The following is a 25,294-nucleotide window of genomic DNA, read 5'->3' as shown; positions in this document are numbered from 1 at the left end:
CCAGGTGTTCCTCCTCTCGCCACGCCCCACCTGGGGCGGCATACGATTCGATGTGCTGGCGCCCTCCGCCTCGAGGAGCGACTCCCGCCACGAGGACACCTCTTCATGTTGGACATCCCAGGTTTCAGGATTCTCGGCACGCTGCGCGCGGCGGGTTCAAACGTGCTGTTCCACGCGGTGCGTGAGGCCGATGGCATTCCCGTCATCCTCAAGACGCCCATGTCCCCCTCGCCCGGCGCCAGGGAGAACGAGCGGTACCGAAGGGAATTCGTCCTCCTGCGGAGACTCCAGGACGTGCGCGGGGTGGCCAGGGCCTATTCCTGTGAGCGCATCCACGAGCGGCCCGTGCTGCTCTTGGAGCGGGTGCGAGGCGAGCCCTTGTCCGAATCCAGCGGTCAGCCGATGGAGCTCTCCCGGTTCCTGCGCCTGGCGCGCTCGTTGGCCTCCACCCTGGCCGAGGTCCACTGCCGCGACATCATCCACAAGGACATCAAGCCGTCGAACATCATGCTGGAGCCGTCCGGAGAGGCGCGGCTCATCGACTTCGGCCTGGCGACGCTGCAACAGGTGGAGCGCCTGGAGGCGGCGCCCGCGCACCTCATCGAGGGGACGCTGGCGTACATGTCGCCCGAGCAGACCGGACGGATGAACCGCGCGGTGGACTACCGCACGGACTTCTATTCTCTGGGCATCACCTTCTATGAGCTGCTCACGGGGCGCAGGCCCTTCCAGGCGAAGGACGCGCTCGAGTGGTTTCACGCGCACCTGGCGCAGAACCCGAAGCCGCCCCACGAGTTGAATCCCCAGGTGCCGCCGGCCTTGTCCGCGCTCGTCATGAAGCTGCTGGCCAAGGTGGCCGAGGAGCGCTACCAGAGCGCCGAGGGCTTGAAGGCCGACCTGGAGCGCTGCGAAGAGACGTGCCGGAGCACCCAGGAGGTGTTCCCGTTGGGGACCCAGGACACGCCCCGGCGCTTCCAACTGCCGCAACGGCTCTACGGGCGTGAGACGCAGGTGAGCACCCTGCTCGAGGGCTTCGAGCGCGTGGCGCGCACGGGCCAGCCGGAGCTGTTCCTCATCCGCGGGTATTCGGGCATCGGCAAGTCCTCGGTGGTGCACGAGTTGTACAAGCCCGTGGTGCAGCGGCGCGGGTTCTTCCTGCGCGGCAAGTTCGATCAGTTCCAGCGGGACATTCCCTACACCACCCTGGCGCAGACCCTTCGTGGCCTGGTGCAGCAACTGCTGGCTCGGAGAGAGGAAGAACTCGCGAGGTGGCGCGAGCAGGTGAACCGGGCCTGGGAAGGGCAGGGACAGGTGCTGGTGAACCTGGTGCCCCAGTTGGAAGTGCTCGTGGGCCGGCAACCCGCGCTCCAGGAGTTGCCCGCCAGCGAGGCGCAGCAGCGCTTCTTCCGGGTGGTGCGCCAGTTCGTGTCGGTGTTCTACACGAAGGAGCACCCGGCGGTGGTGTTCCTGGATGACTTGCAGTGGGTGGATCCCTCCAGCCTGTGGCTGCTCGAGCAGATGTTGTCACGGCCGGGGGGCCCCACCGTGTTGTGGCTCGTCGCCTACCGGGACAATGAAGTGAGCCCTTCTCACCCGCTGATGGCGATGTTGGAGCGGGTGCGCCAGGCGGGAGCGCGTCTCACGGACGTCCGGTTGGAGCCGCTGAGCGTGGCGCAAGTGGAGCAACTGGTGGGCGACACGCTGCCGGGCGCGGGCCGGGAGGTGGCCGCCCCCCTGGCGGTGCTGGTGCACGAGAAGACGGGGGGCAACCCCTTCTTCCTGCTGCAATTGCTGGTGACGCTCCACCAGGATGGCTTGATCGTGCGCCTGCCAGAGGGCGGGTGGCGATGGGATGCCGAAGGGGTGCGGGCCCGGGGCTACTCGGAGAACATCGTCGACTTCATGGTGGGCAGGCTGCGCCAGCTCCCCCCGGACACCCAGCACCTGCTGCGGCTGGCGGCGTGCGCGGGCCGCGTCTTCTCGCTCCAGATGTTGGGTACCCTCTCGGCTCTGTCCGAGGTGGAGGCGGTGGAGCAGGGCCTCGAGCCCGCGCTGCGTGAAGGCATGCTGGTGCGCGTGGGGGTGGAGAAGTTCCGCTTCCTGCATGACCGCATCCAGCAGGCGGCGCATTCACTCAGCTCCGAGCTGGAGCGCCAGGAGGTGCACCTGCGCATCGGCAGGTTGCTGCTCGCGAGCCTGTCTCCGGAAGAAGTGCGCGAGTCGCTCTTCGAGGTGGTGAGCCAGCTCAACGCCGGGGTGGCGCTGATGGAGGATCCCACCGAGCGCCACCAGCTCGCGCGACTCAACGCCGAGGCGGGCAGGAAGGCCCAGGCCTCGCTCGCGCTGCGCCCCGCCCGCACCTACTTCGCGACGGCCTTCGCGCTCATTCCCGCGGATCCCTGGGAGACGGACCCCGCCCTGGCCTTCCAGGTGCGACTGGCCCAGGTGCGCACGGAGTTCATAAGCGGTGCCCTCTCCGAGGCACGACGTCTCGCCGAGCCACTCCTCTCCCAGGCACGTACCCGCGCGGACACCGTGACCGTCTACTTCCTGCTTCAGGAGCTCCACCTCGCCACGGGTGAGTTCCTGGAGGGAATGAACCGCCTGCTGGAGTGTCTGGCGTTGCTGGGCATGCCGGTGTCGCGGCATCCCACCTGGGAGGAGGCGGTGGCCGCCCATGAGGAGGTGTGGACCCTGCTGGGACAGCGTCCCATCGAGAGTCTCACCGAGCTGCCCCCCATGACGGATCCGGACATGAAGATGGCCAGCGTCGCCCTCTTGATGCTCTTTCCCGGCGCCCAATCCACCGACCCCCACCTGCTCATCATCATCATGAGCCGGCTCGTGTCCCTCAGCCTGCGCCACGGCTTCGTGGACGCCGCCGTGAACGGATATGCCTGGTTTGGCGTCATCACCGGCTCGTTCTTCAAGCGCTACCGGGAAGGCTTCGCCTTCGCACGGCTCGCCCTCGGACTCGTCGAGCGCTACAACCTGTCCGCCTATCGGGGGGCGGTGCTGTTCGGCATGCAGTTCAGCAGCTACTGGGTCCAACCCCTTGCCCGAGCGCAGGAGATCGCCCTCGACGGGCTGAACCATTCGCTTCAAGTGGGTAGCGTCGGGCCCGCCGCCTACAGCAACATCTACCTCGTCACCAACCGTCTGGCCATGGGACACCCCCTGGACGAGGTCTACCAGGAGTCGCTCGTGCGCGCCGAGTACCTGCGCAACACGGGCTTCGTGGATCCCCAGGAATGGCTCCTCCTGGCCCAGCGCCACGTGCAACAGCTGCGCGGCCATTCCCTGTCGTTCTCCACCCTGAGCGGAGAGGGCTTCGACGAACGGGCCTACGAGGCGCGGATGACGCCCGAGCGAACAGGCAGCACGCGCTGCCATTACTGGGTCCTCAAGATGCAGTCGCGCTTCATGTGCGGCGCCTACGGGGACGCCCGTGAAGCCGCGGACCAGATGGCCGGGTTGATGTGGGCCAATTGCGGCTCCCTGGATAACCGCGAGGGCCACTTCTTCCGCGCCCTGACCCTGGCCGCGTGCTTCGAGGAGGCCACGCCCGAGCAGCAGCGGGAGTGGCTCGAGGCCATCGAGCGGCACCACCAGCAGCTCGCGGAGTGGGCGGAGAATTGCCCGGAGAACTTCCGCGCGCTCGAGCGGCTCGTCTTCGCGGAGCGGGCCCGCCTCGACGGGCGCTCGGAGGAGGCGACGCGGGCCTACGAGGAGGCCATCCGCTCGGCCCGGGAGAACGGGGCCACCCAGTACGTGGGGCTGGCCAGTGAGCTGGCGGCGAACTTCTGGCGCACGCGCCAGGCACCCATTGTCGCCCACGCCTTCGCGCGAGAAGCCCGGGCGGCCTACCAGCAGTGGGGGGCCCGGGCCAAGGTCCAGCACCTGGAGTCCCAGTGGCCGGAGCTCATGTCCACGCGGGGCTCCCAGGACGCGCTGAGCACCAGCAGCACGGACTCCACGCGCCTCGACGCGCTCACGGTGGTCAAGGCGCAGCAGGCCGTTTCAGGCGAGATAGAGCTGGAGCGCCTGGTGACGGCGCTGATGCGGGCGGCGATGGAGAACGCGGGGGCCCAGAAAGGCGCCCTGCTGCTGCCTGGGGAGAACACGCTCTCGGTGGCGGCCCTCTTCCAGACCTCTTCGGAGGGGGCCCTGGTGCCCTCGGACGAGGGCGGCGCCCAGGACTTGCCGTGGACACTCCTCGCCTATGTCCGGCGTTCGCGGGAACATGTGCTCATCGGGGATGCCTCCCAGCCCCATGCCTTCTCCTCCGATGCGTACCTGGCGCGCAGCGCGGCACGCTCGGTGTTGTGTCTGCCGTTGCTGAGGCAGGAGGTGTTCTCCGGAGCTCTGTACCTGGAGAACGACCTGGCCACCAACGCCTTCAGTCCGGCGCGCCTGGCGCTGCTGGGACACCTCGCCTCGCAGGCGGCCATCTCCATCGAGAACGCGCGGTTGTACGCGGACGTGCAGCGCGCCCGGACGGAGCTGCGCCTCGCCAATGACGAGTTGGAGCGGCGGGTGGAAGAGCGCACGCGAGAACTCACGCAAGCCCAGGCGCGCCTGGTGGACACCGCGCGTGAGGTGGGCATGGCGGAGGTGGCCTCCAACGTGCTGCACAACGTGGGCAATGTGCTCACCAGTGCCGTCGTCAACATGGAGGTGATGAGCAAGGCCGTGGGCGCCCTGCGCGTGGGCCGGGTGAAACAGGCCGGCGCCCTGCTGATGGAGCACCGGGAGGCCCTGGTGGACTTCCTGACGAAGGATCCACGGGGCGGCCAGATGCCGGAATACCTGGTAGCGCTCGGCGACGAGATGATGCGCGAGCAGACGCGCCTGATAGAGGACATGGCGATGATGAACCGGCACATCGAGCACATCCGCGCCATCGTCCAGGTGCAGCAGACCTATGCGCGTCACTCGCTGATGACGGAGGAGTGCGAGCTGTCCCAGCTCGTCGACGACGCGCTGCGCATCCAGCTGGCGTCCCTACGGCGTCACGGCGTCACCGTCCATCGGGAGGTGTCGGAGCTGCCCCGGGTGAAGATGGACAAACACAAGGTGCTGCAAATCCTCATCAACCTCATCAGCAACGCGAAACAAGCGCTGGACGGAGTGCCCGAGGGCCGGCGCAACCTCTGGGTGAGGCTGGCGGCCGAGGGCAACGTGGCGCGCATCCAGGTGGCGGATGATGGGGTGGGCATCGCGCCGGAGCTGACGGGGAGTCTGTTCGCCCACGGCTTCACCACGCGCAAGGACGGCCATGGCTTCGGGCTGCACTCGAGCGCGCTGGCGGCCCAGCTGCTCAAGGGCCGCCTCACCTTGGAGAGCAAGGGCCTCGGTCAGGGCGCCGTGGCCACGCTGGAGCTTCCGCTCGCCTGAGCCTACCAGCGGCCCTGGACGCGCTGCATGAAGTCGTACGGGTAGCCCAGCTCCAGGGCGCTCGCCTCGTCCAGGCGCTTGAGCTGGGCGTCATCCAGCTTGAGTTGCGCCGCCTTCAGGTTGTCGTCGAGCTGCTCCACGGTGCGCGCCCCGAAGATGACGGAGGTGACGGCGCGCTTGCGCAGCAGCCACGCCAGCGACACCTGGGAGGCCGAGGCATTCAGCTCGGCGGCCACCGCGTCCACGGCGTCCAGGATGCGCCAGTTGCGCGCGGTGTCGAACTGGGTGAACCGGTCCTTCCACTTCGCCAGCCGCGAGGCCTCCGGAGGCGGCTGCCCCTTGCGGTACTTGCCGGACAGGAAACCGCCCGCCAGCGGGGACCACGGCAGGATGCCCAGGCCGAACTGCTCGCACACCGACACGTGCTCGCGCTCCAGCTCGCGCACCACCAGGCTGTACTGCGCCTGCAGCGCCACGAAGCGCGAGAGGTTCTGGGTCTTGCTCGTCCACAGGCTGTCCACCAGCCGGTAGGCCGCGTAGTTGCTCGCGCCGATGTAGAGCACCTTGCCCTGGCGCACCAGATCCTCCAGCGCCCGCAGTGTCTCCTCCTCGGGCGTGTCGATGTCCTGCATGTGCAGCTGGTACAAGTCGATGCGGTCCGTCTTCAGCCGGCGCAGGCTCTGCTCCACCGCGGAGCGCAGGTGGTAGCGCGAGGCGCCCGTGTCGTTGGGGCCCTTGCCCATGCGGAAGCGGAACTTGGTGGCCAGCACCACCTCGTCGCGCCGCTGGGTGCGCTCGAACCAGTTGCCCAGCACGCGCTCGGTGAGGCCGTCGTTGCCGTACACGTTCGCGGTGTCCCAGAAGTTGATCCCCGCCTCGAGCGCGCGGTCCATGATGGCGAAGGACGTCTTCTCGTCGGCCCCCACGGCGTGCATCATCGAGCCCTCGGACGCCTCGCCGAACGTCATCGTCCCCAGGCACAGGCTCGACACCTTCAGCCCGCTGTGTCCCAGCTTGCGGTATTCCATCGTGCTCCTCCGTCTCTCGGTGCTGAGGAGCCCTTAGCAACTCACGGCGGCTTGTCCAGGGTGATGGGCAGCTCGCGCCGGGTCAGAGCAGGGCGCTGGCGCAAAGCACCGCCACCAGTCCGACGACTGAAATCACGGTTTCCAGGAGCGACCAGGTGCGGAACGTGTCCGGGGTGCTCGTCCCGAGATAGCTTTTGACCAGCCAGAAGCCGGGATCGTTGACGTGGGAGAAGAACACCGAGCCCGCGCCAATGGCGAGCACGACCCACTCCGGGGCGATTCCCGAGGCGGTGACGACCCCGGACATGACGCCGACGGTGGTGATGGTGGCCACGGTGGCCGAGCCCGTCGCGAGGCGGATCGCCACCGCGACCAACCAGCCCAACAGGAGCGGAGAGATGGCCTGGGCCGAGGCCAGCTTCGCCAGGAGGTCGGACAGGCCGGCCGTGACCAGGACCTGCTTGAGCGCTCCGCCGGCGCCGATGGACAGCAGGATGGCGCCCGCCGACTTCATCGTGTCCGTCCAGATCGCGTTCTGGATCTGCGGGTCGCGCAGCTTCCGCCCGAAGAGCAGCGGCAGGGCGACGAGGTTGGTCAGCAGGAGCGCGGGCACCGGATGGCTCACCGCGCTCAGCCAGCCCAGCCCTGACGCGGTCCCCGGCGGCAGCAGTCCGCGCAACTCCCCCGCCGCGATGAGCACCACCGGCATGAGGATGACGAAGAGCGAGCAGGCCTTGGGCGGCGCGGCGAGCGCGAAGTCGTGCCGTTCGATGACAGGCGCCGTGAGCCGGACGTTGCGAGAGGTGAAGAACGCCAGGAGCGGACCGGCGACGACCGCAGTGGGGATCGCGACCAGGATCCCATAGAACATCGTGCGGCCCATGTTCGCGCCGAGCGCGTTGACGGCGAGCAGGGGGCCGGGATGGGGCGGCACCAGCGCGTGCACGACGGACAGGCCGGTCAGGGCGGGCAGCATGAGCTGGAGCTTGGCCGCGTCCGGGTTCGAGCTGTTGGGCAGGGTGGCCGCGGCCGCCACCACGATGGGCAGGAGGAGCACGAGGCCGGTCTCGAAGAACAAGGGCAGGCCGATCACCATCGCCACGAACAGGCTCGCCCACGGGGCTCCCGCCGGCCCGGTGAGCTTCAGGCTGGCCTGTGCCAGCGAGGACGCGGCATTGGAGAGCTGGAGCATCGCGCCGAGCGACAGGCCGAGCGCCACGACCAGCCCCGTGCTCCCGAGGATGTCACTGACGCCCTTCTGGACCGCCTTCGCGGTGTCCTCCATCGGCAGGCCCGCCACCAGGCCGACGGTGAAGGCCCCGCAGAGCAGGGAGATGAAGGGGTGCAGGCGCCCCTTGACGATGAGCCCCACGGCCGCCGCGATGCCGAGGACGGCCGCGAGGATCAGCCGGAGATCCGCGAGGCTCAAGTTCGCACGCTCTCCGACAGGACCGCGTTGAGCGCCAGGAGCAGCCGGCGCACGGCATACCCCTCGAAGTCCTCCACGGGGTCCACGGTCGCGGGAAACACCTCGAGCGCGCTCTCGATCATCGCCAGGGCCGGCCGGAGTCCCTCCGGGCCCGGGCCCCTTGGGGCCTGGTCCAGGAGGAAGGCGGTGTTCACCAGGTTCGCCCAGCGGTTGTCATCTGCCATGGCCTGGCCGCCTCCTCGCTCACAGGTGGAAGTCGCCGGATGCCTCGGGCTGGTAGAGGATCTCCACGATGCGGAATCGGGTACGGCGTGCATTCGGCAACGGCCATTCGATGATGTCATCCTTCCGGAGACCCAGCACCGCCAACCCCGCCGGTGCCAGGACCGAGAGCTTCGACTGTTCGATATCCGCCTCTTCTGGATAGACCAGCGTCGCCTCGCGGCGGCGGCCCGTGTCCAGGTCCTCGAAGAGGATGCGCGATCTCATGGTGACGACATCGGGCGGAATCTGGTCCTGCGATTCCACCACCGCGCGCTCCAACTCTCCGTCCAACTGTTCGGCCGCGGCCGCCAGGGAGCCATCGAGGTGCCGATCCACCACCGCCCGCAGGCGCTGCAGGTCCTCGGCGGTGACTCGCACGGTGGGAGCGGATGTCGTGACGCGCTGCTCGATCTCTGGACGTGAGTTCATGGTGGACCTCGGAGCCCCTGACACGCCACGGCGCGCCAGAAGCCCTTGGGAAGAGGGGTGATGGGGAGGAAGGCTGTCTTGCTAGGAAGCGGGGGAGCGGTGCGCCGTCGGCGGTGGGATCAACCCGTCACCATCGAGGCGCGCCCCCCAGGGCAAGGCGTTTTCCGGACACACCTTCCCTGAGCGCCGCGCCGGGGCGTCGATGCTCTGAGCGAGAAGGTGAATCGGGACAAGACGCCTCCAGGTGCCACCCTGAAGGTATCTGTTCAAAGCTCCTTCCGCAACCCATGGGAGCGGGCGGAGCCGGCTCCCCGGGCGAGCCCTCCTCGGGGTTCGTTGCTACTCGACCTTCGGGAGCCGCTCGGCGAGCCAGGCCGTCAACGCGTTCGAGTCCGTGTCGATCAGCCCGAAGTGGAAGCCGAGTTCCTTATCGTGGGTCGGCGAGACCAGGAGGTACAGCTTGTAGTCGACCTTGTCGTTCCCGTTGGTGGCCTTGAGCTGCTCCACGAGGATCGTGGTGAGGGCCGCGTTCACGCGCTTGTCCGGGATGGACTGTGAGATCCGGATCGGAGCCTCGATGGAGAGGTTCGGGTGCATGGCCTCGAACTGATTGAACAGCGCGGTCCTGCTCGCGTTCTGCTCCTTCTTGAGCAGCTCGCACCCCGCGAACTGGCCCCAGGAGTCCGTCTGGCTCAGCCCCAGCCGGCACCGCTCCTCGACATGGGGGTACAACGCGAGGGCCTCCGGCGTCAGCACGTCGGCCAGTTGGATGCTCGGGTCTCCGGCGAGGGCTCCGGTGACGAACAGGGCGATGAAGGCATTGCCGCCATCTGGTTTCTCGGTGCTCAGATCGGCGAGGTTGACGAGCGTTCCGACCGCGGAGGCGGGGGCCATGGCCGCCACGGCGAGCAGCTGGAGCTCGGGGGTCCACTCCGGCGCGTGGTGCGCGCCGAACAGCGCCGCCTGGCCTCCCTGGGAGTGGCCGACGATGGCGAGCTGGTTGGAGATCTCCGGGTGGAGCTGGCGCGCGGCGCGCACGATGTCGAGGATGCCGCGGGCCTGGGACTTGCCGAGCAGGTAGGGGTGGGGACCCGCGGTGCCCAGGCCCTCGTAGTCGGTCATGACCACGGCCCAGCCCCGGTCGAGGAACTTGTTGAGCAGGACATGCGGGAAGGCGTTGAAGGGGTGTGCCTGCGTGCCCGCGACGTCGCGCGACGGTGCACAGTCGTCGGCGCAGCCCACGGTGCCGTGCGCCCAGCTGATGACCGGGTAGCCTCCTGGGGGGGCCGCCTTCTTGGGCAGGGCGATGATGCCGGAGACGGCGATGGGTTTGCCGTGAACACTCTCCGAGACGTACACCACGAGCTCGTTGCTCCGAGCGGAGGCGAGGCAGGCCGGACTCTCACTGTCCAGATCGCGGTACCAGATGACGTCGCCGTGCGTGCCCTTGATCAGGGATTCGTCGGGGTAATAGCTGGCTTTGCCCTTGGGGGCTTTCTGCGGAAAGGTGATGGATGCGGACATGCGTGCCTCATGGGGTTGGGAGTGGCAACGCTCCTAATAGCCATCCGCCGCGGAGGGCCCCTATCTGCTTTTTCAAGCATTGACAGCGGGAGCGAATTGTATTCCGCCCGGAGCGGGTGGGCCATGCATGGATGCGCATCCGTTGTCAATTCAGCTTAAAGCTCATCACTCCACGCCCACGTGATTGGCTATAGACAGCCTCCACCGTCTGACACTCCAAGATCCGAGGCGCGAAATGACCCTTCCTTCCGGCAAGCAATTGAAGATCCACGCGGACCGCATCTATCGCGGCGGTCCCATCCTGACCATGAATGATGCCCAGCCCCAGGTGGAGGCCCTGGCGATCAGCGGCAAGCGCATCCTCGCCGTGGGGACCTGGGACGAACTCCAGGCCCTGGTAGGCGAGGACACGGACGTGGTGGACCTCCAGGGCCACACGCTCTTGCCGGGCTTCATCGATGCCCATGGCCACCTCATGGGCTGGCTGCTCTACTGGGGCACGCCGAACCTGGCGCCACAGCCCGCTGGCCCCATTACGTGCATCGGGGACATCCTCCGGGACTTGAGGGCATACATCCAACAGAAGGCCATCCCCGAGGGCACGCTCGTGCTCGCCAATGGCTATGACGACTCCCTGCTCGCCGAGAAGCGGCATCCGAACCGCGAGGAGCTCGACTCCGTCTCCACGCGGCACCCCATCTGCATCGTGCACACCTCGGCGCATCTGGCGGTGTTCAACAGCCACCTGCTGGACGCGGTGGGCTACCACCAGGCGAGTGACGCCCCGAAGGGCGGCGTCATCCGGGTGGACGAGAACGGCCGGCCCACGGGCGTGGTGGAGGAGGAAGCCGTCAATGCCTACAATCAATTGATGCCGGAGGATCCCGATGTCCCGGGCCTGCTCGCGGTGCTCGGTGAGTTGCAAGCGTACTACGCGAGCCTGGGCATCACCACGGTGGAGGATGGCCTGGCGACGGCGCCCGGATTCCAACTGCTGCGGGCCGCCGCGGATCTGCGATTGCTCTACCTGGACGTCGTCGTGTTCCCCAAATACACGGAGACGGAGGTCGTCGATCAGATCCCCCCGCTGCCCGGGAGCCAATACATCAACCACCTGCGGGTGGGCGGGGTGAAGATCACCCAGGATGGTTCACCGCAGGGCAAGACGGCGTTCCTGTCGGAGCCCTACTTCAAGCCGCCCGCGGAAAACCCCCGGGGCCAGCCCATCCTCACGCAGGCGGAGCTCGACGCGGAGGTGGGGATGGCCTTCGAGAAGGGCCGGCAACTGCACGTGCACTGCAATGGTGACGCGGCAGCGGACATGTTCCTGGACGCCGTGGAACGCGCCACCACGAAATATGGCCCGGGAGACCGCCGGCCCGTGATGGTGCATGCGCAGACGGTGCGTGAGGACCAATTGGGGCGCATGAAGGCGCTGGGCATCCTGCCCACGTTCTTCGTGTCACATACCTTCTTCTGGGGAGAGTGGCACCGGAGCGAGACGTTGGGTGAGGAGCGGGCCCGGCGTATCTCCCCGCTCAAGTCCGCGTCGGACCTGGACATGCGCTACACCATCCACAACGACTCGCCCGTGGTGCCCCCGGACATCCTTCCGCTCCTGTGGAGCGCGGTGACCCGCACCACGCGCGACGGGGTGCCCCTAGGCGCCGAACAGTGCATCGATCCCCTGCGGGCGCTCAAGGCGGTGACGGCCTGGGCCGCGTACCAGAACTTCGAGGAGAGCCAGAAGGGCACCCTGGAGCCGGGCAAGCTGGCGGACCTGGTGGTGCTGTCGGACAACCCGCTCACCGTGGACCCGAAGACGTTGAAGGACCTGAAGGTGATGGAGACCGTCAAGGACGGAAGGACCGTCTACCAGCGTCCCCCCGACGCCGCCCGCCTGGGCCGGTCGCTGCGCACCACCGCGCCCATCAAGCGCTCCCTGTCCCGGCACACCTGCTGCTGAACCCGGGAGCGCGTACGACTCGCATCGGCTCAGTGGCAGTCGATGCCCTGTCAGATGGTGCCCGAGCAATCCGCGCCCGAGGTGCAGTAACGGGAGGATTCGGGTCATGGGCAGGGGACTGTAGCTCAGGACGGACTGGGTATCCCGGGCTGCGCGCCGGGGAAGGAGCCGAAGCCTCCCTGCTGCTGAAACCGGGCCAGATCGGCGAACCCACCGATGTGCCGCCCGGCGATGAAGACCTGTGGCACCGTGGTGTGGCCGCCCGAGCGCTCCACCATCTTGGCGAAGAGGCTCTCGTCCTCGGTCACGTCGATGTCCTCGAACCCGATGCCCTGATCCCGCAGGAGCATCCGGGCCGCCTGGGAGTAGGGGCAGTCCTGCTTCGTGTAGAGCGTTACGTGCGCCATCCGTGGGTGCCTCCATCCACACCTGCCTCCAAGCTAGTCACCCCGGGCGCGCGGGTACTCCCGGGGTGACAGTGGCTCGGAGGGCGGGCGGGCTAGAAGGTCACCGCGGCGCTCACCGACAGCGAGGTGTCCGTGGGGAATTTTCCCGGCGCGGGCATGCTGTCGTACTGCACGAGGAAGGTGGTGGCGACGGCGAGCGCCCGGGTGAGCCGCACGTTGAGCTGCGCCTGGTTGGTGACGAGCAGTCGCGATCCCTCGATGAGGCTGGGCAGCACGCTCACCTCATCCACGAAGGCCACGTCCTTGGTGAGGCCATGGCGGAAGGCCAGGCCGGCGCGCGGGCCGCCCAGCGACACGTCCGGCAGATCCGTGCGCTCGGGGTAGTACTGGAAGCGCGTCTCGCGGGCGTAGCTCAGGGCCAGGTCCGTGCGCAGGAAGGACTCGCTGCCGTCCTGGCGCTTCACGTCCCACCAGATGACGCCGATACCCGCCTCGCCGCTGCCCCGGAACTCCACGCTCTTCACGTGGTCCGTCTCTCCGCGGCCGAGGATGTAGCCGCTGATCTGCGGGGTGAAGCGGTGATCCACGCGCAACTGCAGGGCCGCGTTGAGCGCCACCACCTGGTTGGGCGCCTGCTCCTGTCCCTCCAGGGTGGGCGCGCGGCTCTCGCCATACGAGCCCGAGGCCTGGGCGGAGTAGATCCAATGCTCCGACTTGCGCTCCGCGGTGGCCGCGCCGTTGAGCGTCACGGTGGACGCGTTGCCGGAGATGAAGATGAGGCCCAGACCCACCGTGGCGTTCCAGACGTCCGGCTTGGGCGCCGGCGGCGGGACGGGCTTGCCATCCGGGCCGGTCGTGGTGAGGTCGGGCGCCGCGCGGGAGATCTCCTGGGCGAGCAGCTTGATGGCCTCGGTGATGCGGGCGTTGGCGGCGGCGGCGCGCTCGGCGGCGGCGGCGGCGCGCTCGGCGGCGTCCGCGGCGGCGGTGGCGCGCTGCTCGCTGGCGGCGGCCTTGTCATCGGCGGGCGCCGGAGTCTCGGTGGGAGGAGTCTGCAGCAGGAGGACGGTGGACAGCAGGGTAGGGACGGAAATCACTGTGAAACATCCTGAAGAGGGCTGAACGGCGCGCAGTCTTCGCCCAGGATGGGTCCTGGTTGCAATGCCCCGCATGGAAGTGCGACGAAGGCACACCGGGCGGGACTCGCCACGAGGGGTCGCGGGAGAGACGGGAGATGGACCAGAAACGAGGGATGACACACGCGCCCGGAGGAGGACGGGCCGTCTGGCGGGCGCTGGGGTATCTGCGGCGCTACCGGGGTGAGACGGTGGGTGCGTTCGTGTCGCTGTTGGTGGCCTCGGGCGCCAACCTCGCCGCGCCCCAGATGGTGCGGCTGGCCGTGGACGAGGGCCTCGCCCGGGGGTCGCTGTCCGTGGTGCGCGCGGCCGTGGGCGGGCTGGTGGCCATCGCGCTCGTGCGGGGCTTCTTCAACTTCCTCCAGGGCTACCTCGCGGAGCGGGCCTCCCAGGGGGTGGCGTTCGATCTGCGCAACGCCCTCTTCGCGCGGCTGCAGCGCTTGAGCTTCAGCTACCACGATCAGGCGCAGACGGGACAGTTGCTCACGCGGCTGACGAACGACGTCGACCAGGTGCGCACCTTCGTGGGCGGCGGGGTGGTGCAGGTGGTGGCCTCGCTGCTCATGTTGGTGGGGTGCTCGGGGTTGCTGTTCCTCACACACCCACTGCTCGCGCTCGCGGCGCTGGGCGCCATCTCCCCGGTGCTCTGGGTGCTCCGCCGGTTCATGGGCCGCATCTCCCCGATGTTCGGCCAGATGCAGGCCACGCTCGGACGGCTCAACTCGGTGTTGCAGGAGAGCCTGCGCGGCATCCGGGTGGTGCGCGCGTTCTCGGGCGAGGGGCGCGAGGCGGCGCGCTACGGGCGCTTCAACGACGAGTTCCTGGAGCACAACCTCCAGCTCATCCGCATCATCTCCTCGCACTTTCCCCGCGTGGGCCTGTTCGCCAACCTCGGCACCTGGGTGGTGGTGGGACTGGGCGGGTGGCTCATCTTCCACGAGCGGCTGAGCGTCGGCGAGCTGCTCGCGTTCAACAGCTATCTGGGCTTCCTGTTCATGCCGCTCGTGTCGCTCGGCTTCCTCGCCGCGCAGATGTCGCGCGCGGGGGTGTCGGCGGTGCGCATCTTCGAGCTGCTCGATACGGCGGCGGAGGTGGTGGACAGGCCCGGGGCCCGGGAGCTGCCCGCCTTGCGTGGCCGGGTGGAGTTGCGTGACGTGCGCTTCCGCTACGCGGGGGGCGAGCGGGAGATCCTCCGTGGGGTGAGCTTCGAGGTGGAACCGGGACAGCTCGTGGCGATTCTCGGCACCACCGGCTCGGGCAAGAGCACCCTCATCAACCTCATTCCCCGCTTCTACGACGTGACGGGTGGCGCGGTGCTGCTCGACGGCCAGGACGTGCGCGAGGTGACGCTCGCGAGCCTGCGCTCGCAGGTGGGCATCGTGCTCCAGGACGCGATGCTCTTCTCGGGCACCCTGCGCGAGAACATCGCCTATGGCCGTCCCGAGGCCACCCTGGAGGAGGTCCAGGCGGCGGCGCGGGCGGCCCAGGCGGAGGAGTTCATCGCCGCGCTGCCCCAGGGCTACGACACGGTGGTGGGCGAGCGCGGCGTGGGCCTGTCGGGCGGACAGCGCCAGCGCGTGGCGATCGCCCGCGCGCTGCTCACCCAGCCGCGCCTGCTCATCCTCGATGACAGCACCTCGGCGGTGGACGCGCGGACCGAGGCGGAGATCCGCCGGGCGCTCGATGAGCTGATGCGCTCCACGCGCAGCACGGCCATCGTCATCGCCCAGCGGCTGAGCACCGTGCGCGACGCCCACCTCGTCATCGTGCTCGACGAGGGGCGCGTGGCCGCCCGGGGACGCCACGAGGAGCTGCTCGCCACGAGCGCCCTGTACAATGAAATCCTCGGCTCCCAGCTCCAGCCGGACTCCGTGGAGGCCGCATGAGACGGCCCGCGGACCTTCGGGGCATGGCGGAGCTGGAGGTGGAGCGCGCCCGGAACCGGGGCGCGGTGGCGCGGCGGTTGTTGGGGGAGACCCGGCCCCATCGCCGCTCGCTGCTGCTCGCCCTGGGCTTCGTCGTGGTGGGCGCCCTGGCACAGGCGGCCGGGCCCTACCTGGTGGGCCACGCCATCGATCACGACATCATGGGCCGAGATGGGCGGGGACTGCTGCGCGAGCTGGCGCTCCTGCTGGTCGTCTACGCGGTGTCCATGGTGGCCCAGCGGGAGCAGACGCTGCGCATTGGCGAGACGGGACAGCGCGTGCTCGCCGGGATGCGCGCGCGCCTCTTCGATCGGCTCCAGACGCTTCCGCTGTCCTACCTGGACCGGCGGCCCCTCGGGGACTTGATGAGCCGGTTGCTGGGGGACGTGGATCTGCTCAGCCAGTTCTTCTCGCAGGGGATCGCGCAGCTCCTGGGCTCGGTGCTCGGGCTGGTGGGCGTGCTGGTGGCGATGGTGTCGCTGGACGCGCCGCTGGCGCTGGCCTGCTTCTCCATCATCCCGGTGATGGTGCTGACCACCTGGGGCTTCGCGGCCCGGGCCCGGCGCGCCTACCGCAAGACGCGCGAGACGGTGGGGGACGTGACGGCGGGGCTCCAGGAGGAGCTGGGCGGCGTGCGGCAGGCCCAGGCGTTCAACCGCACCGAGGTGAACATCGAGCGTTTCCGGGCGCGCAACGCCGCCAACCGCGACGCGAACGTGTCCGCCACCGGCATCACCTCCGCGTTCTCGCCGGTGATCGACGTGCTCTCCACTCTCTCCATCGCGTTGGTGATCGGCTATGGCGGCTACCGGGTGCTCGAGGGCCATGTGAGCGTGGGCCTGGTGGCGGCCTTCCTGCTCTACACGCAGCAGTTCTTCCGGCCGCTGCAACTGGCGTCCTCGGTCTACACGCTGATGCAGTCGGCGCTCGCGGGCGCCGAGCGCGTCTATGCCATCCTCGACGAGGCCCGGGAGCCGGAGGACGCGCCGGACGCGGTGGAGCTGGAGCGGGCGGCGGGGCGGCTGTCCTTCGAGCGGGTGTCGTTCGGGTACGACGCGGCGCGGCCGGTGCTGCACGAGGTGAGCTTCGAGGTGGAGCCGGGCCAGACGGTGGCGCTGGTGGGCCCGACGGGGGCGGGGAAGACGACGGTGACGAGCCTGTTGCCGCGCTTCTACGACGTCACCGGGGGCGTGGTGCGGCTGGATGGACGGGACGTGCGTCACATCAAGAGGGCGAGCCTGCGCGCGCAGATGGCCACGGTGCTCCAGGAGCCGGTGCTCTTCTCGGGCACGGTCGCGGAGAACATCGCCTACGGCCGGCCCGACGCGAGCCGCGAGCGGATCGAGGCCGCCGCGAGGGCGGTGCACGCGCATGACTTCATCACCGCGCTGCCCCAGGGCTATGACACGCAACTGGCGCCGGGCTCCACGACGTTGAGCCAGGGGCAGCGGCAACTGGTGTCGTTCGCGCGGGCGGTGCTCGCGGACCCGCGGGTGCTCATCCTCGACGAGGCCACGGCGAACATCGACACGCGCACGGAGTCCCTCATCCAGCGCGCGCTGACCACGCTGCTCGCGGGGCGCACGAGCATCGTCGTCGCGCATCGTTTGAGCACCATCCGTCACGCGGACCTCATCCTGGTGCTCGAGGGCGGGCGGATCGTCGAGCGGGGGACCCATGTGGAGCTGATGGCCCGGGGAGGTCTCTACGCCACGCTGTACGGCCAGCAATCCCCGGTAGTCCCAGAAAGGAGCGTTAAATAGCTTAAAAGGCTTTTTAATGAAAAACGGTATTCCAGGTTAGACTCTCGGCCTTCCCGACACCGAAGGAGCGGGTCCCATGGAGTCCTCCCCCGAAACCACTACTCCTCGCGTGAAGAAGTTCACGGCGAGGTCCCTCATGGCCTGTCTGGGTGCCGTCCTGCTGTGGGCGCCCTCCGCCTCGGCCCAGAGCGCCGCGGACTACCACGCGCGCGCCGACAAGGCCTTGCAGAGCTACCTGCTGAAGTTCTGGAAGGCGGATGCGCAATACCTCCAGGCGAGCTACCCGTCGAATGGCTCGACCACGGGCTATTGGACGTATGCGAATGGCCTGGACGCGGTGCTGGATGGGGTGGAGCGGACGAACAAGCAGCAGTACCTGGGCCTCATCGAGACGTTCTACCTGGGCCAGGAGCAGCGCGGCTGGTTCGTGGATTATTACGATGACGAGACCTGGATGAGCCTCGCCCTCATCCGCGCGTATGATCTCACGGGCGACGCCAAATACCTGAACAAGGCGAAGGAGCTCTACGCCGACATCCGCAACGCGTGGGACACCACGTGCTGTGGCACCACCCGGGGTGGCATCTGGTGGAACCGGGCGCACACCCAGAAGGCCACCGCCTCCAACGCGGGGCCGGTGATCGTGGGCGTGCGGCTCTACCGCCGCACGGGGGATGCCTCGTACCTCTCCTTCGCCCAGCAGGTGTATGACTACTGGTTCAACACCATGGTGAACACCTCGACGTGGCAGGTCGCCGACCACATCGATCCCAACGGGACGAAGGTCTGGTGGAAGTTCACCTACAACGAAGGGTTGATGATTGGCGCGAGCGTGGAGCTGTACGAGGCCACCCAGAACGCGACCTACCTCACCCGGGCGCACGGCTTCGCGGGCTTCATGGTCAGCCAGGAAGTCACTTCCAGCTTGTATGGCAATGTTTTGTACGACGGCACGAACACCGGCTGCGCGGGGGACTGCCATGAATTCAAGGGCCCGGGCTACCGGTATCTCCTCCGCCTGTACCAGAAGGACACCAGCAGGACGGCCTATTACAACGTGCTGAAGGCAAGCGCGGAGGCCCTGTGGAACCAGGCGCGCAACACCACGAACGACACGTTCGCGGTGAACTGGGCCGGTCCGACCATGTCCGGGGCCTCCGAGCCCCAGCAGAGCGCGGCGACCGCGGCGCTCAACCGGTTCGCCCAGCTCTATGGCGCCTATCCCGGCTCGGGTATTCCCTCCAACCGGTACGAGGCCGAGAACGCCGTGCTGCACCGCCTGGGCTTGGAAGCCAATGGCTCGGGCTTCACGGGCTGGGGGTACATCGCGGGGTGGAACGGTGACAGCCAGTGGATTGACTTTCGGGTGTACAACGCCACGGCGGGCACGCGCACGCTCACCTTCCGGTACGCGGGGGGCGCGGGCAATGCCAGCCGGCTCGTCTTCATCAACGGCGCGAACGCGGTGGCCAACAAGAGCTTCCCGGGCACCGGCTCCTGGAGCACCTACGGCACCGTGAGCGTCACCTACAACCTGCCCGCCGGGTGGAGCACCGTCTCGCTCATCTACAACAGCTCGCAGGGCAGCTCGAACTACCTGAACCTCGACAGCCTCACCGTGAATTGAGGCGGCGGAGCCGGTGCTCGCCCCGGCCCGGTTGAGTGGAAGAGGTGGAGGAGAACGGCCCTCCACCTCCCGGGTGCCGCGAGAGACTCCGGATTAGAGCTTCACGAGCTCCACGTCATCCATGTGGATGAAGTTGGCGCCGTCCGCCGTGGTGGCCTGGGTGTGGAAGCCGAACTCCAGGTAGCCGGTGGTGACGTTGATGGTGGGCGTCTCGACCAGCGTCCAGGCGCCGTACGTGCCGAGCGTGGTGTAGACCGGGGCGGCCGAGCCGCTCGTCTTGCCCTGGAGCCGGGCGATGGCGAAGTTGCCACCCTTGCGCACCCAGGCGCGCACCTTGTAGTTGCCGTTGGCCAGTCCCGTCTTCACCTGGTACGTCCAGGTCTCGAAGGGCGAGTTGCTCCAGTGCGTCAGGTGGTAGGAGCCCGAGTGCCCGCCGTTGTAGGTCTCGCTGAAGGCCGCGCCGGCGGTGCCGTTCGGCGTCCAGGTCGCCCAGTCGGCCATGCCGGACTCGAAGCTCGCGTTGGAGACCCCGCTGCCCGTGGGCGGGGGCGGGGTGCTGCCCTGCTGGTACCAACGCACCCACTCCACTTCCATGGTCTTCGGCTGGCCCTGCGTCAGCGCGATGCTGCTGGCCGCGGGGAAGCCATACCAGTTACCGCCCATGGCCAGGTTGAGGATGATGTAGTGGTTCTGCTGGAACTCGGTCTCGTTGTGGTAGAACGTCGTGCCCGCGTACTTGCCATCCAGCCGGAACACCATGCTGCTGGCGGTCCACTCCACCTCGTAGGTGTGGAAGGAGTCGGCCAGGTTGTAGCCGCCGCTCTGGCCCGTGCCCCAGTCCGCCTGGCCACCGTTGTACCAGTGGTTGGCGGACTTCATCCACGTGGGCTCGTTCGAGTGCCACTCGAGGATGTCGATCTCACCGCTGGAGGGCCAGCCCACGGCCTGGACGTTGCTGCCCAGCGTCCAGAACGCCGGCCACATGCCGTAACCCGAGGGCACCTTGATGCTCGCCACGAGCTTGCCGTAGCGCCGCTCCACCTTGCCCTTGGAGTGCAGACGGCCCGAGAACAGCGTGCGCTGATGGGCGCCACACCGGGTGTCGCTCACCGTCGTCGCCGCCGTGCGCTCGGCCTTGAGGATGAGCTTGCCGCCGCTCACCGACACGTTCTGCGTCCGGGGATACTCGAGCTCCCCCGTGCCGAAGTTGCAGTTGTTGGTGACGGGATCGAAATCGCTGTTGAGCGTGGTCCAGTTGCCGGTGTTCAGGCTGGTGCCCTCGAACTCATCCGACCACGCGAGGCTCCATCCGGAGCCCGGGTTGTACTCGAGCTCGGACTGGGTTTGAGCCACCGCTTCGGCCCGCGCGGTGGGCTCGGACTCGGAGGCGTCCAGCCCACATCCGGAGAGCGCCACGAGGCAATAAGCTGCCATGAACTTCGAGGAGAAGACCTTGGGGGACATAGTCGTACCTGGGGCAGGGTGATTCGAGACAGAAGCGTGTCGGTTCCGAAAAAACCGTGAAACATGCCGATTATCGGAAGTACTAGAAAACCTGTTGCTTGACCAGACTCTTTCTCGGGAGCCAGGAATTGAGAATGCGCGCTCCCAGCTGGTCCGCTCGCGTCAATGTTTTTTGGCTCAGCCATCTCACTGCCTGCGGAGGCAGGTGATGAGAACATTCAAAACGTTTCGATTCACCCCGGCTACCGCTGCCCTCCTCTGGGGGTGTGGCTCCCCGCCGGCGGACAACGCCGCCGCTCACGCCATGTCCCACCGGGCGCGCTCCAGGGGTGAGGAAGTCCATCGTGACCACCGGGGAGCCAGGACTTGATCTTCCGCTCACGCGGGCGTGAACTTCCGGTGCATTTCCCACGGACGCTGGGAGTTCCGACATGGGTGGTTTGAAGGACAAGGTCGTGATCGTGACAGGGGCGAGCTCGGGCATCGGCCGGGCCACGGCCCTGGCGCTCGCGGACGAAGGGGCCAAGGTCATCGCGAGCGCGAGACGCGAGGCCCAGGGCCAGGAGCTCATCGCGCGCATCCGGGAGCGGGGCGGCGAGGCCACCTGGGTCAGCGCCGATCTCCTCGTCGAGCGCGACATCGAGGCGCTCGTCCAGACCGCGCTCTCCACCTATGGCCGGTTGGATGGCGCCTTCAACAACGCGGGCGGCGGTCTGTCCAAGCCCTTCCTCGACACCACCACCGAGGAATTCGAAACCATCCTCGATATCAACCTGCGCGGGGCCTTCTGGTGCATGAAGTACGAGCTGCGCGCCATGCTCGCGGGGGGAGGGGGCTCCATCGTCAATTGCGCGTCCGTGGGCGCCTCGCGCGCCATGCCAGGACTGTCCGCCTACAGCGCCTCCAAGGCGGCCCTGGTCGCGCTCACCCAGGGCGCCGCCGTCGAGCACGCGCAGAAGGGCATCCGGGTCAACGCGGTGAGCCCCGGGATCATCGAGTCCGAAATGGCCACCGCCGGCTGGCGCCTCAATGAGCGCATGGGGCGCGCCTTCGCGGCCTCGCTCCACCCGATGAACCGCGTCGGCACCCCCGAGGAGGTGGCCGGACTCGTCTCCTTCCTCCTCGGTCCCCAGTCCTCCTTCATCACCGGCCAGGACTTCGCCGTCGATGGCGGGTTCACCGCGGCGAGCGTCTCCGCCACCCTGATGAACCGTCCCCGGTGAGCACACCTCTCGCCACCGTGATTCTCAAATCAGTTCTTCGAGGACGCGTTTTTCGAGAAATTGACAGATACCCTGTTGTCATCACATTCCGTTCAGTGTAGAACCCTTCACTGTAGGGGAAGTTGGTTCACGGCAAGGACCGGTGGAGCGGGAGGCCTCCCGGCGGCTTTCCATTGCACCGGAGGGATTGCCGCCTGACAGGGATTGCGCCTGCTGGGATCCGCTGCCCCCCAGGCCTCGCCTGGCGAACTGAACGCTGACGAACCTTCATCACGGGAGAAGTGTGTCGATGGCCGCAGACCCGGTCCATGGAGCGCAGTTCCATAGTCTCATCGAGCTCGTTCGGCACCACGGCGAGCGTCGGCCCGACAAGACGAGTTTTGTTTTCCTGGAGGACGGCGAGAAGGAGTCGGGTGTCCTGACGTTTGGCCAGCTCGAGCAGCGCGTGCGCGCCGTGGCCGCGCAGCTCCAGGAGCTGGGTGCAACGGATCAGCGGGCGCTGCTCCTCTATCCGCCAGGGTTGGACTTCATCATCGCGTTCCTGGGTTGTGTCTACGCGCGGGTGACCGCGGTTCCGGCGTATCCGCCCCGCAACAACCAGAACCTCACACGGTTGCGGACCGTCATCGAGGACGCGGGCGCGAAGTGGGTGCTCACGACGTCCTCGCTCGCGTCCAACCTGGGTACCCAGTTCGAGCGCGTCCCCGAGCTGAGCTCGCTGCGGTGGCTCGCGACGGATGGCATTGCGGTGGAGCGGCGGGATGCCTGGAAGGAGCCGGTGGTGGGCCCCGACACGCTCGCCTTCCTCCAGTACACCTCGGGCTCGACGGGCGCGCCCAAGGGCGTGATGGTGTCCCACGGGAACGTGCTGCACAACGAGCGGATGATCCAGCTCACCTTCGGCCACACCGAGCGGACCGTGTTCGCCGGCTGGCTGCCGCTGTTCCATGACATGGGGCTCATCGGCAATGTGTTGCAGCCGCTCTACCTGGGCATCCAGTCGGTGCTGATGCCTCCGGCGGCGTTCATCCAGAAGCCCGCGCGCTGGCTGCACATGATTTCGCGCTACCGGGCGACGACGAGCGGCGGGCCGAACTTCGCCTACGAGCTGTGCGCCCGCAAGGTGTCCGCCGAGCAACGGGTGGGACTCGACCTGAGCAGCTGGGAGGTGGCGTTCAACGGCGCCGAGCCCGTGCGCCCCGGCACGCTCCAGCGCTTCGCGGACGCCTTCAAGGAGCACGGCCTGCGCGTCTCCTCCCTTCATCCCTGCTATGGCATGGCGGAGACGACGCTGCTCGTCTCCGGAAAGGTGCCCGCGCAGCAGTCCAGCCTCTTCTCCATCCAGGCGGATGCCCTGGAAGAGGGAAGGGTGGTGCCCGTGGAAGGGAGCGCGGCGGCCAGCGCGGATGGGGCGCGGGTGTTCGTGTCCTCCGGCCGCAGCCTGCTCGAGAAGGTCCGCATCGTGGATCCGGCCTCGTGCACGGAGTGCCCGGAGGAGCGGGTGGGTGAGGTCTGGGTGTCGAGCGCCAGTGTCGCCCAGGGCTACTGGAACAAGCCGGAGCTGACGCGGGAGGCCTTCCAGGCGCGCCTGGCGGACACGGGAGAGGGCCCCTTCCTGCGCACGGGAGATCTGGCGTTCCGCCGGGGCGAGCAGTTCGTCATCACCGGCCGCCTCAAGGACGTCATCATCATCCGCGGCCGCAATCACTACCCGCAGGACATCGAGCAGACCGTGGAGGAGAGCCACCCGGCCCTCAAGGCCAACGGCGGCGCCGCGTTCTCCGTCGAGGTGGAGGACGAGGAGCGCCTCGTCATCGTCCAGGAGGTAGAGCGCAGCTACCTGCGAGACCTGGACGTGGGCGAGGTGGTGGGCAGCATCCGCCAGGCCGTCTCCGAGCATCACGAGCTTCAGGTCCACGCCGTGGTGCTCATCAAGACGAGCAGCATCCCCAAGACGTCCAGCGGGAAGATCCAGCGCCATGCGTGCCGCAATGGCTTCCTCCACAAGACCCTGAACGCCGTGGGCGAGTGGGTGGAGAACCTCCAGACGGAGACGAAGCAGGCTTCCGCCGCGGCGGCGCCCGCCAATGGCCACTCCGAGGAGGCCATCCAGGACTGGCTGCTCAGCCGCATGGCCCAGTACCTGGGCGTCGCCGCCGAGGAGATCGACGTCCAGGCGCCCTTCGCCCGCTACGGGCTGGATTCCGCCGTGGCCGTGAGTCTGACGGGTGAGCTGGCGGGATGGTTGGGCCGGGAGTTCGAGCCCACCCTCTTCTGGGAGCATCCGAGCGCGGAGGTCCTCGCTCGCCACCTGGCCGATGAACTGAAGGCTTGAGCGAGGGTTCTACGGCCGCGAGGCCCGACAAGTGAGGAGGTGCATTCGTGGAGTCAGTGGCGCGTCCCAGCGTTGACGTCAAGGAACTGAGTACACCCAGACGCTCTTCCATCAAGTTCAACATGTTCGACCCCGCCTTCCACGCGGACCCGTATCCGGTCTACGCGCGGCTGCGGGAGGAAGAGCCCGTCCACCGCACCGTCATGGGGGCCTGGATCATCACCCGCTACGCGGATGTGAAGGCCCTGCTGCGGGACAACAACTTCGGCGTCTTCGACATCCCGACCCGCATCGAGCGCAAGAGCCCATTCCTCGAGCGCAAGAAGATCGGCGAGCTGCGCACGCTCGCCTCGGCCATGCGCCGCTGGCTCATGCTGTGCGATCCGCCGGATCACACCCGGCTGCGCAGCCTGGTCAACCGCTCGTTCACCCCCACCGCCGTCGAGTCCCTGCGCCCGCGCATCCAGGAGACGGTGGATGGGCTGATCGCCCGCGTCCGGAGCTCCGGCCGGATGGACATCGTCAATGACCTGGCCTGCCCCCTGGCGGTGACGATGATCGCCAGCATGCTCGGCGTGCCGGAAGAGGCCCACGCCTCGGTGACCCGCTGGGCCGACGGCCTGTCCCGCGTGCTCGATCCGCTGCGCTCGCTCGAGCAGTACGCGGAGATGAACAACGTGGCGCAGGAGTTCCTCGCCTACTTCCGCGAGCTCTTCGCCGAACGCCGGAAGAACCCGAAGAACGATCTCATCAGCAGCCTCATCGCCGTCACCGACCAGGGAGACCGGCTGACCGAGGACGAGATGCTCTCGGTCTGCATGCTGATGTTCATCGCGGGCGAGAAGACGACGGTGAACCTCCTTGGCAACGGCATGCGCGCGCTGCTGAGCCACCGGAGCGAGTTCGAGCGGCTGCGCCAGGATCCGGCGCTCATCCGTGGAGCCATCGACGAGATCCTCCGCTACGACAGCCCGGTGCAGCTCAACACGCGCGTGCCCAAGAAGGACGTCGTCCTGCACGGGCAGACCATTCCGGCGGGGGATCTGGTCTACTTCTCCCTGGGCGCGGCGAACCGGGATCCCGCCCAGTTCGAGCAGCCGGACACGTTCGACATCACCCGCCGCGAGAACCGTCACCTCGCCTTCTCGGGCGGCATCCACTACTGCCTCGGTGCGGCCCTGGCGCTCATCGAGGGACAGATCGCGATCGGCACGCTCGTCCGGGAGTTCCCGGACATGGCGCTCGTTCCCGGTGAGACCGAGTGGATGAAGGAAATCATCTTCCGCGGTCCGCAGACGCTGCCCGTCACCTTCACCCCGTGAGGGGTTCTCCCGGGGGGAGGGCTGGCTTTTCCCCTCGGGTTGTCAGTTCAATCCACGA

General features: G+C 67.9%; 16 protein-coding genes. 8 read left to right on the top strand and 8 right to left on the bottom strand.

The window, feature by feature from the left end:
* Positions 1-105 precede the first annotated feature (105 nt).
* The gene (locus tag F0U63_RS26610; protein ID WP_395833723.1) at positions 106-5,397 is read left to right on the top strand and encodes an AAA family ATPase; all 5,292 of its coding nucleotides are present in this window, start codon (positions 106-108) and stop codon (positions 5,395-5,397) included.
* Between the two features lie 2 nt (positions 5,398-5,399).
* On the opposite strand, the gene F0U63_RS26605 is transcribed toward F0U63_RS26610, so the two are convergent.
* The 5 genes from F0U63_RS26605 to F0U63_RS26585 all read right to left on the bottom strand — a co-directional run bounded on the left by F0U63_RS26605 (position 5,400) and on the right by F0U63_RS26585 (position 10,071).
* The gene (locus F0U63_RS26605) at positions 5,400-6,425 is read right to left on the bottom strand and encodes an aldo/keto reductase (protein ID WP_395833721.1); all 1,026 of its coding nucleotides are present in this window, start codon (positions 6,423-6,425) and stop codon (positions 5,400-5,402) included.
* An 82-nt stretch (positions 6,426-6,507) separates the two neighbouring features.
* Positions 6,508-7,854 carry a GntP family permease gene (locus F0U63_RS26600; RefSeq protein WP_395833719.1) on the bottom strand — a complete coding sequence of 449 codons (1,347 nt, stop codon included), beginning with the start codon at positions 7,852-7,854 and terminating at the stop codon, positions 6,508-6,510.
* The gene (locus F0U63_RS26595) at positions 7,851-8,078 is read right to left on the bottom strand and encodes a hypothetical protein (RefSeq protein ID WP_395833717.1); all 228 of its coding nucleotides are present in this window, start codon (positions 8,076-8,078) and stop codon (positions 7,851-7,853) included. The genes F0U63_RS26600 and F0U63_RS26595 overlap by 4 nt, the downstream gene beginning before the upstream one ends.
* Positions 8,079-8,097: 19 nt before the next feature.
* Entirely contained in the window at positions 8,098-8,547 is a 450-nt protein-coding gene (rnk, locus tag F0U63_RS26590) for a nucleoside diphosphate kinase regulator (RefSeq protein WP_395833715.1), read from the bottom strand.
* A 339-nt stretch (positions 8,548-8,886) separates the two neighbouring features.
* Complete coding sequence (locus F0U63_RS26585; protein ID WP_395833713.1) at positions 8,887-10,071, bottom strand: alpha/beta hydrolase family protein; 1,185 nt, start codon at positions 10,069-10,071, stop codon at positions 8,887-8,889.
* Between the two features lie 235 nt (positions 10,072-10,306).
* On the opposite strand from F0U63_RS26585, the gene F0U63_RS26580 reads away from it, so the two are divergent.
* Positions 10,307-12,037 (top strand): amidohydrolase, encoded by a 1,731-nt coding sequence (locus F0U63_RS26580; RefSeq protein ID WP_395833711.1) that lies wholly within the window; start codon positions 10,307-10,309, stop codon positions 12,035-12,037.
* 125 nt (positions 12,038-12,162) lie between these two features.
* On the opposite strand, the gene grxC is transcribed toward F0U63_RS26580, so the two are convergent.
* Together grxC and F0U63_RS26570 are read right to left on the bottom strand one after the other, a co-directional pair.
* Complete coding sequence (gene grxC / locus F0U63_RS26575; RefSeq protein WP_395833709.1) at positions 12,163-12,444, bottom strand: glutaredoxin 3; 282 nt, start codon at positions 12,442-12,444, stop codon at positions 12,163-12,165.
* Positions 12,445-12,536: 92 nt separating this feature from the next.
* Entirely contained in the window at positions 12,537-13,538 is a 1,002-nt protein-coding gene (locus tag F0U63_RS26570; protein WP_395833707.1) for a YdiY family protein, read from the bottom strand.
* A 137-nt stretch (positions 13,539-13,675) separates the two neighbouring features.
* Here F0U63_RS26570 and F0U63_RS26565 point away from each other — a divergent pair, with 137 nt between their 5' ends.
* From F0U63_RS26565 to F0U63_RS26555, 3 genes are all read left to right on the top strand, one after another.
* Positions 13,676-15,463, top strand: coding sequence for an ABC transporter ATP-binding protein (locus tag F0U63_RS26565; protein WP_395833705.1), 1,788 nt, complete (start codon positions 13,676-13,678; stop codon positions 15,461-15,463).
* A complete protein-coding gene (locus F0U63_RS26560) occupies positions 15,460-17,265 on the top strand; it encodes an ABC transporter ATP-binding protein (protein WP_395833703.1) in 1,806 nt (601 codons plus the stop codon). Before F0U63_RS26565 ends, F0U63_RS26560 begins: the two co-directional genes overlap by 4 nt.
* Positions 17,266-17,341: 76 nt before the next feature.
* Positions 17,342-18,892 carry a glycoside hydrolase family 76 protein gene (locus tag F0U63_RS26555; RefSeq protein WP_395833700.1) on the top strand — a complete coding sequence of 517 codons (1,551 nt, stop codon included), beginning with the start codon at positions 17,342-17,344 and terminating at the stop codon, positions 18,890-18,892.
* Positions 18,893-18,985: 93 nt separating this feature from the next.
* Here the strand turns inward: F0U63_RS26555 and F0U63_RS26550 are convergent, their stop codons facing one another.
* Complete coding sequence (locus tag F0U63_RS26550) at positions 18,986-20,356, bottom strand: family 16 glycosylhydrolase (protein WP_395833698.1); 1,371 nt, start codon at positions 20,354-20,356, stop codon at positions 18,986-18,988.
* 431 nt (positions 20,357-20,787) lie between these two features.
* Between F0U63_RS26550 and F0U63_RS26545 the strand changes: the two genes are divergently transcribed.
* From F0U63_RS26545 to F0U63_RS26535, 3 genes are all read left to right on the top strand, one after another.
* On the top strand, positions 20,788-21,579 hold the full coding sequence (locus F0U63_RS26545; RefSeq protein ID WP_395833696.1) for an SDR family NAD(P)-dependent oxidoreductase: 792 nt from the start codon (positions 20,788-20,790) through the stop codon (positions 21,577-21,579).
* Between the two features lie 289 nt (positions 21,580-21,868).
* On the top strand, positions 21,869-23,914 hold the full coding sequence (locus F0U63_RS26540; RefSeq protein ID WP_395833694.1) for an AMP-binding protein: 2,046 nt from the start codon (positions 21,869-21,871) through the stop codon (positions 23,912-23,914).
* Positions 23,915-24,036: 122 nt separating this feature from the next.
* On the top strand, positions 24,037-25,236 hold the full coding sequence (locus tag F0U63_RS26535; protein WP_395833692.1) for a cytochrome P450: 1,200 nt from the start codon (positions 24,037-24,039) through the stop codon (positions 25,234-25,236).
* Positions 25,237-25,294 lie beyond the last annotated feature (58 nt).

Source organism: Cystobacter fuscus, from assembly GCF_044360685.1.
GTDB classification, from domain to species: Bacteria; Myxococcota; Myxococcia; order Myxococcales; family Myxococcaceae; genus Cystobacter; species Cystobacter fuscus_C.
The sequence above is the reverse complement of the archived record's forward strand: the minus strand, read 5'-3'. Positions and strand labels throughout refer to the sequence as shown.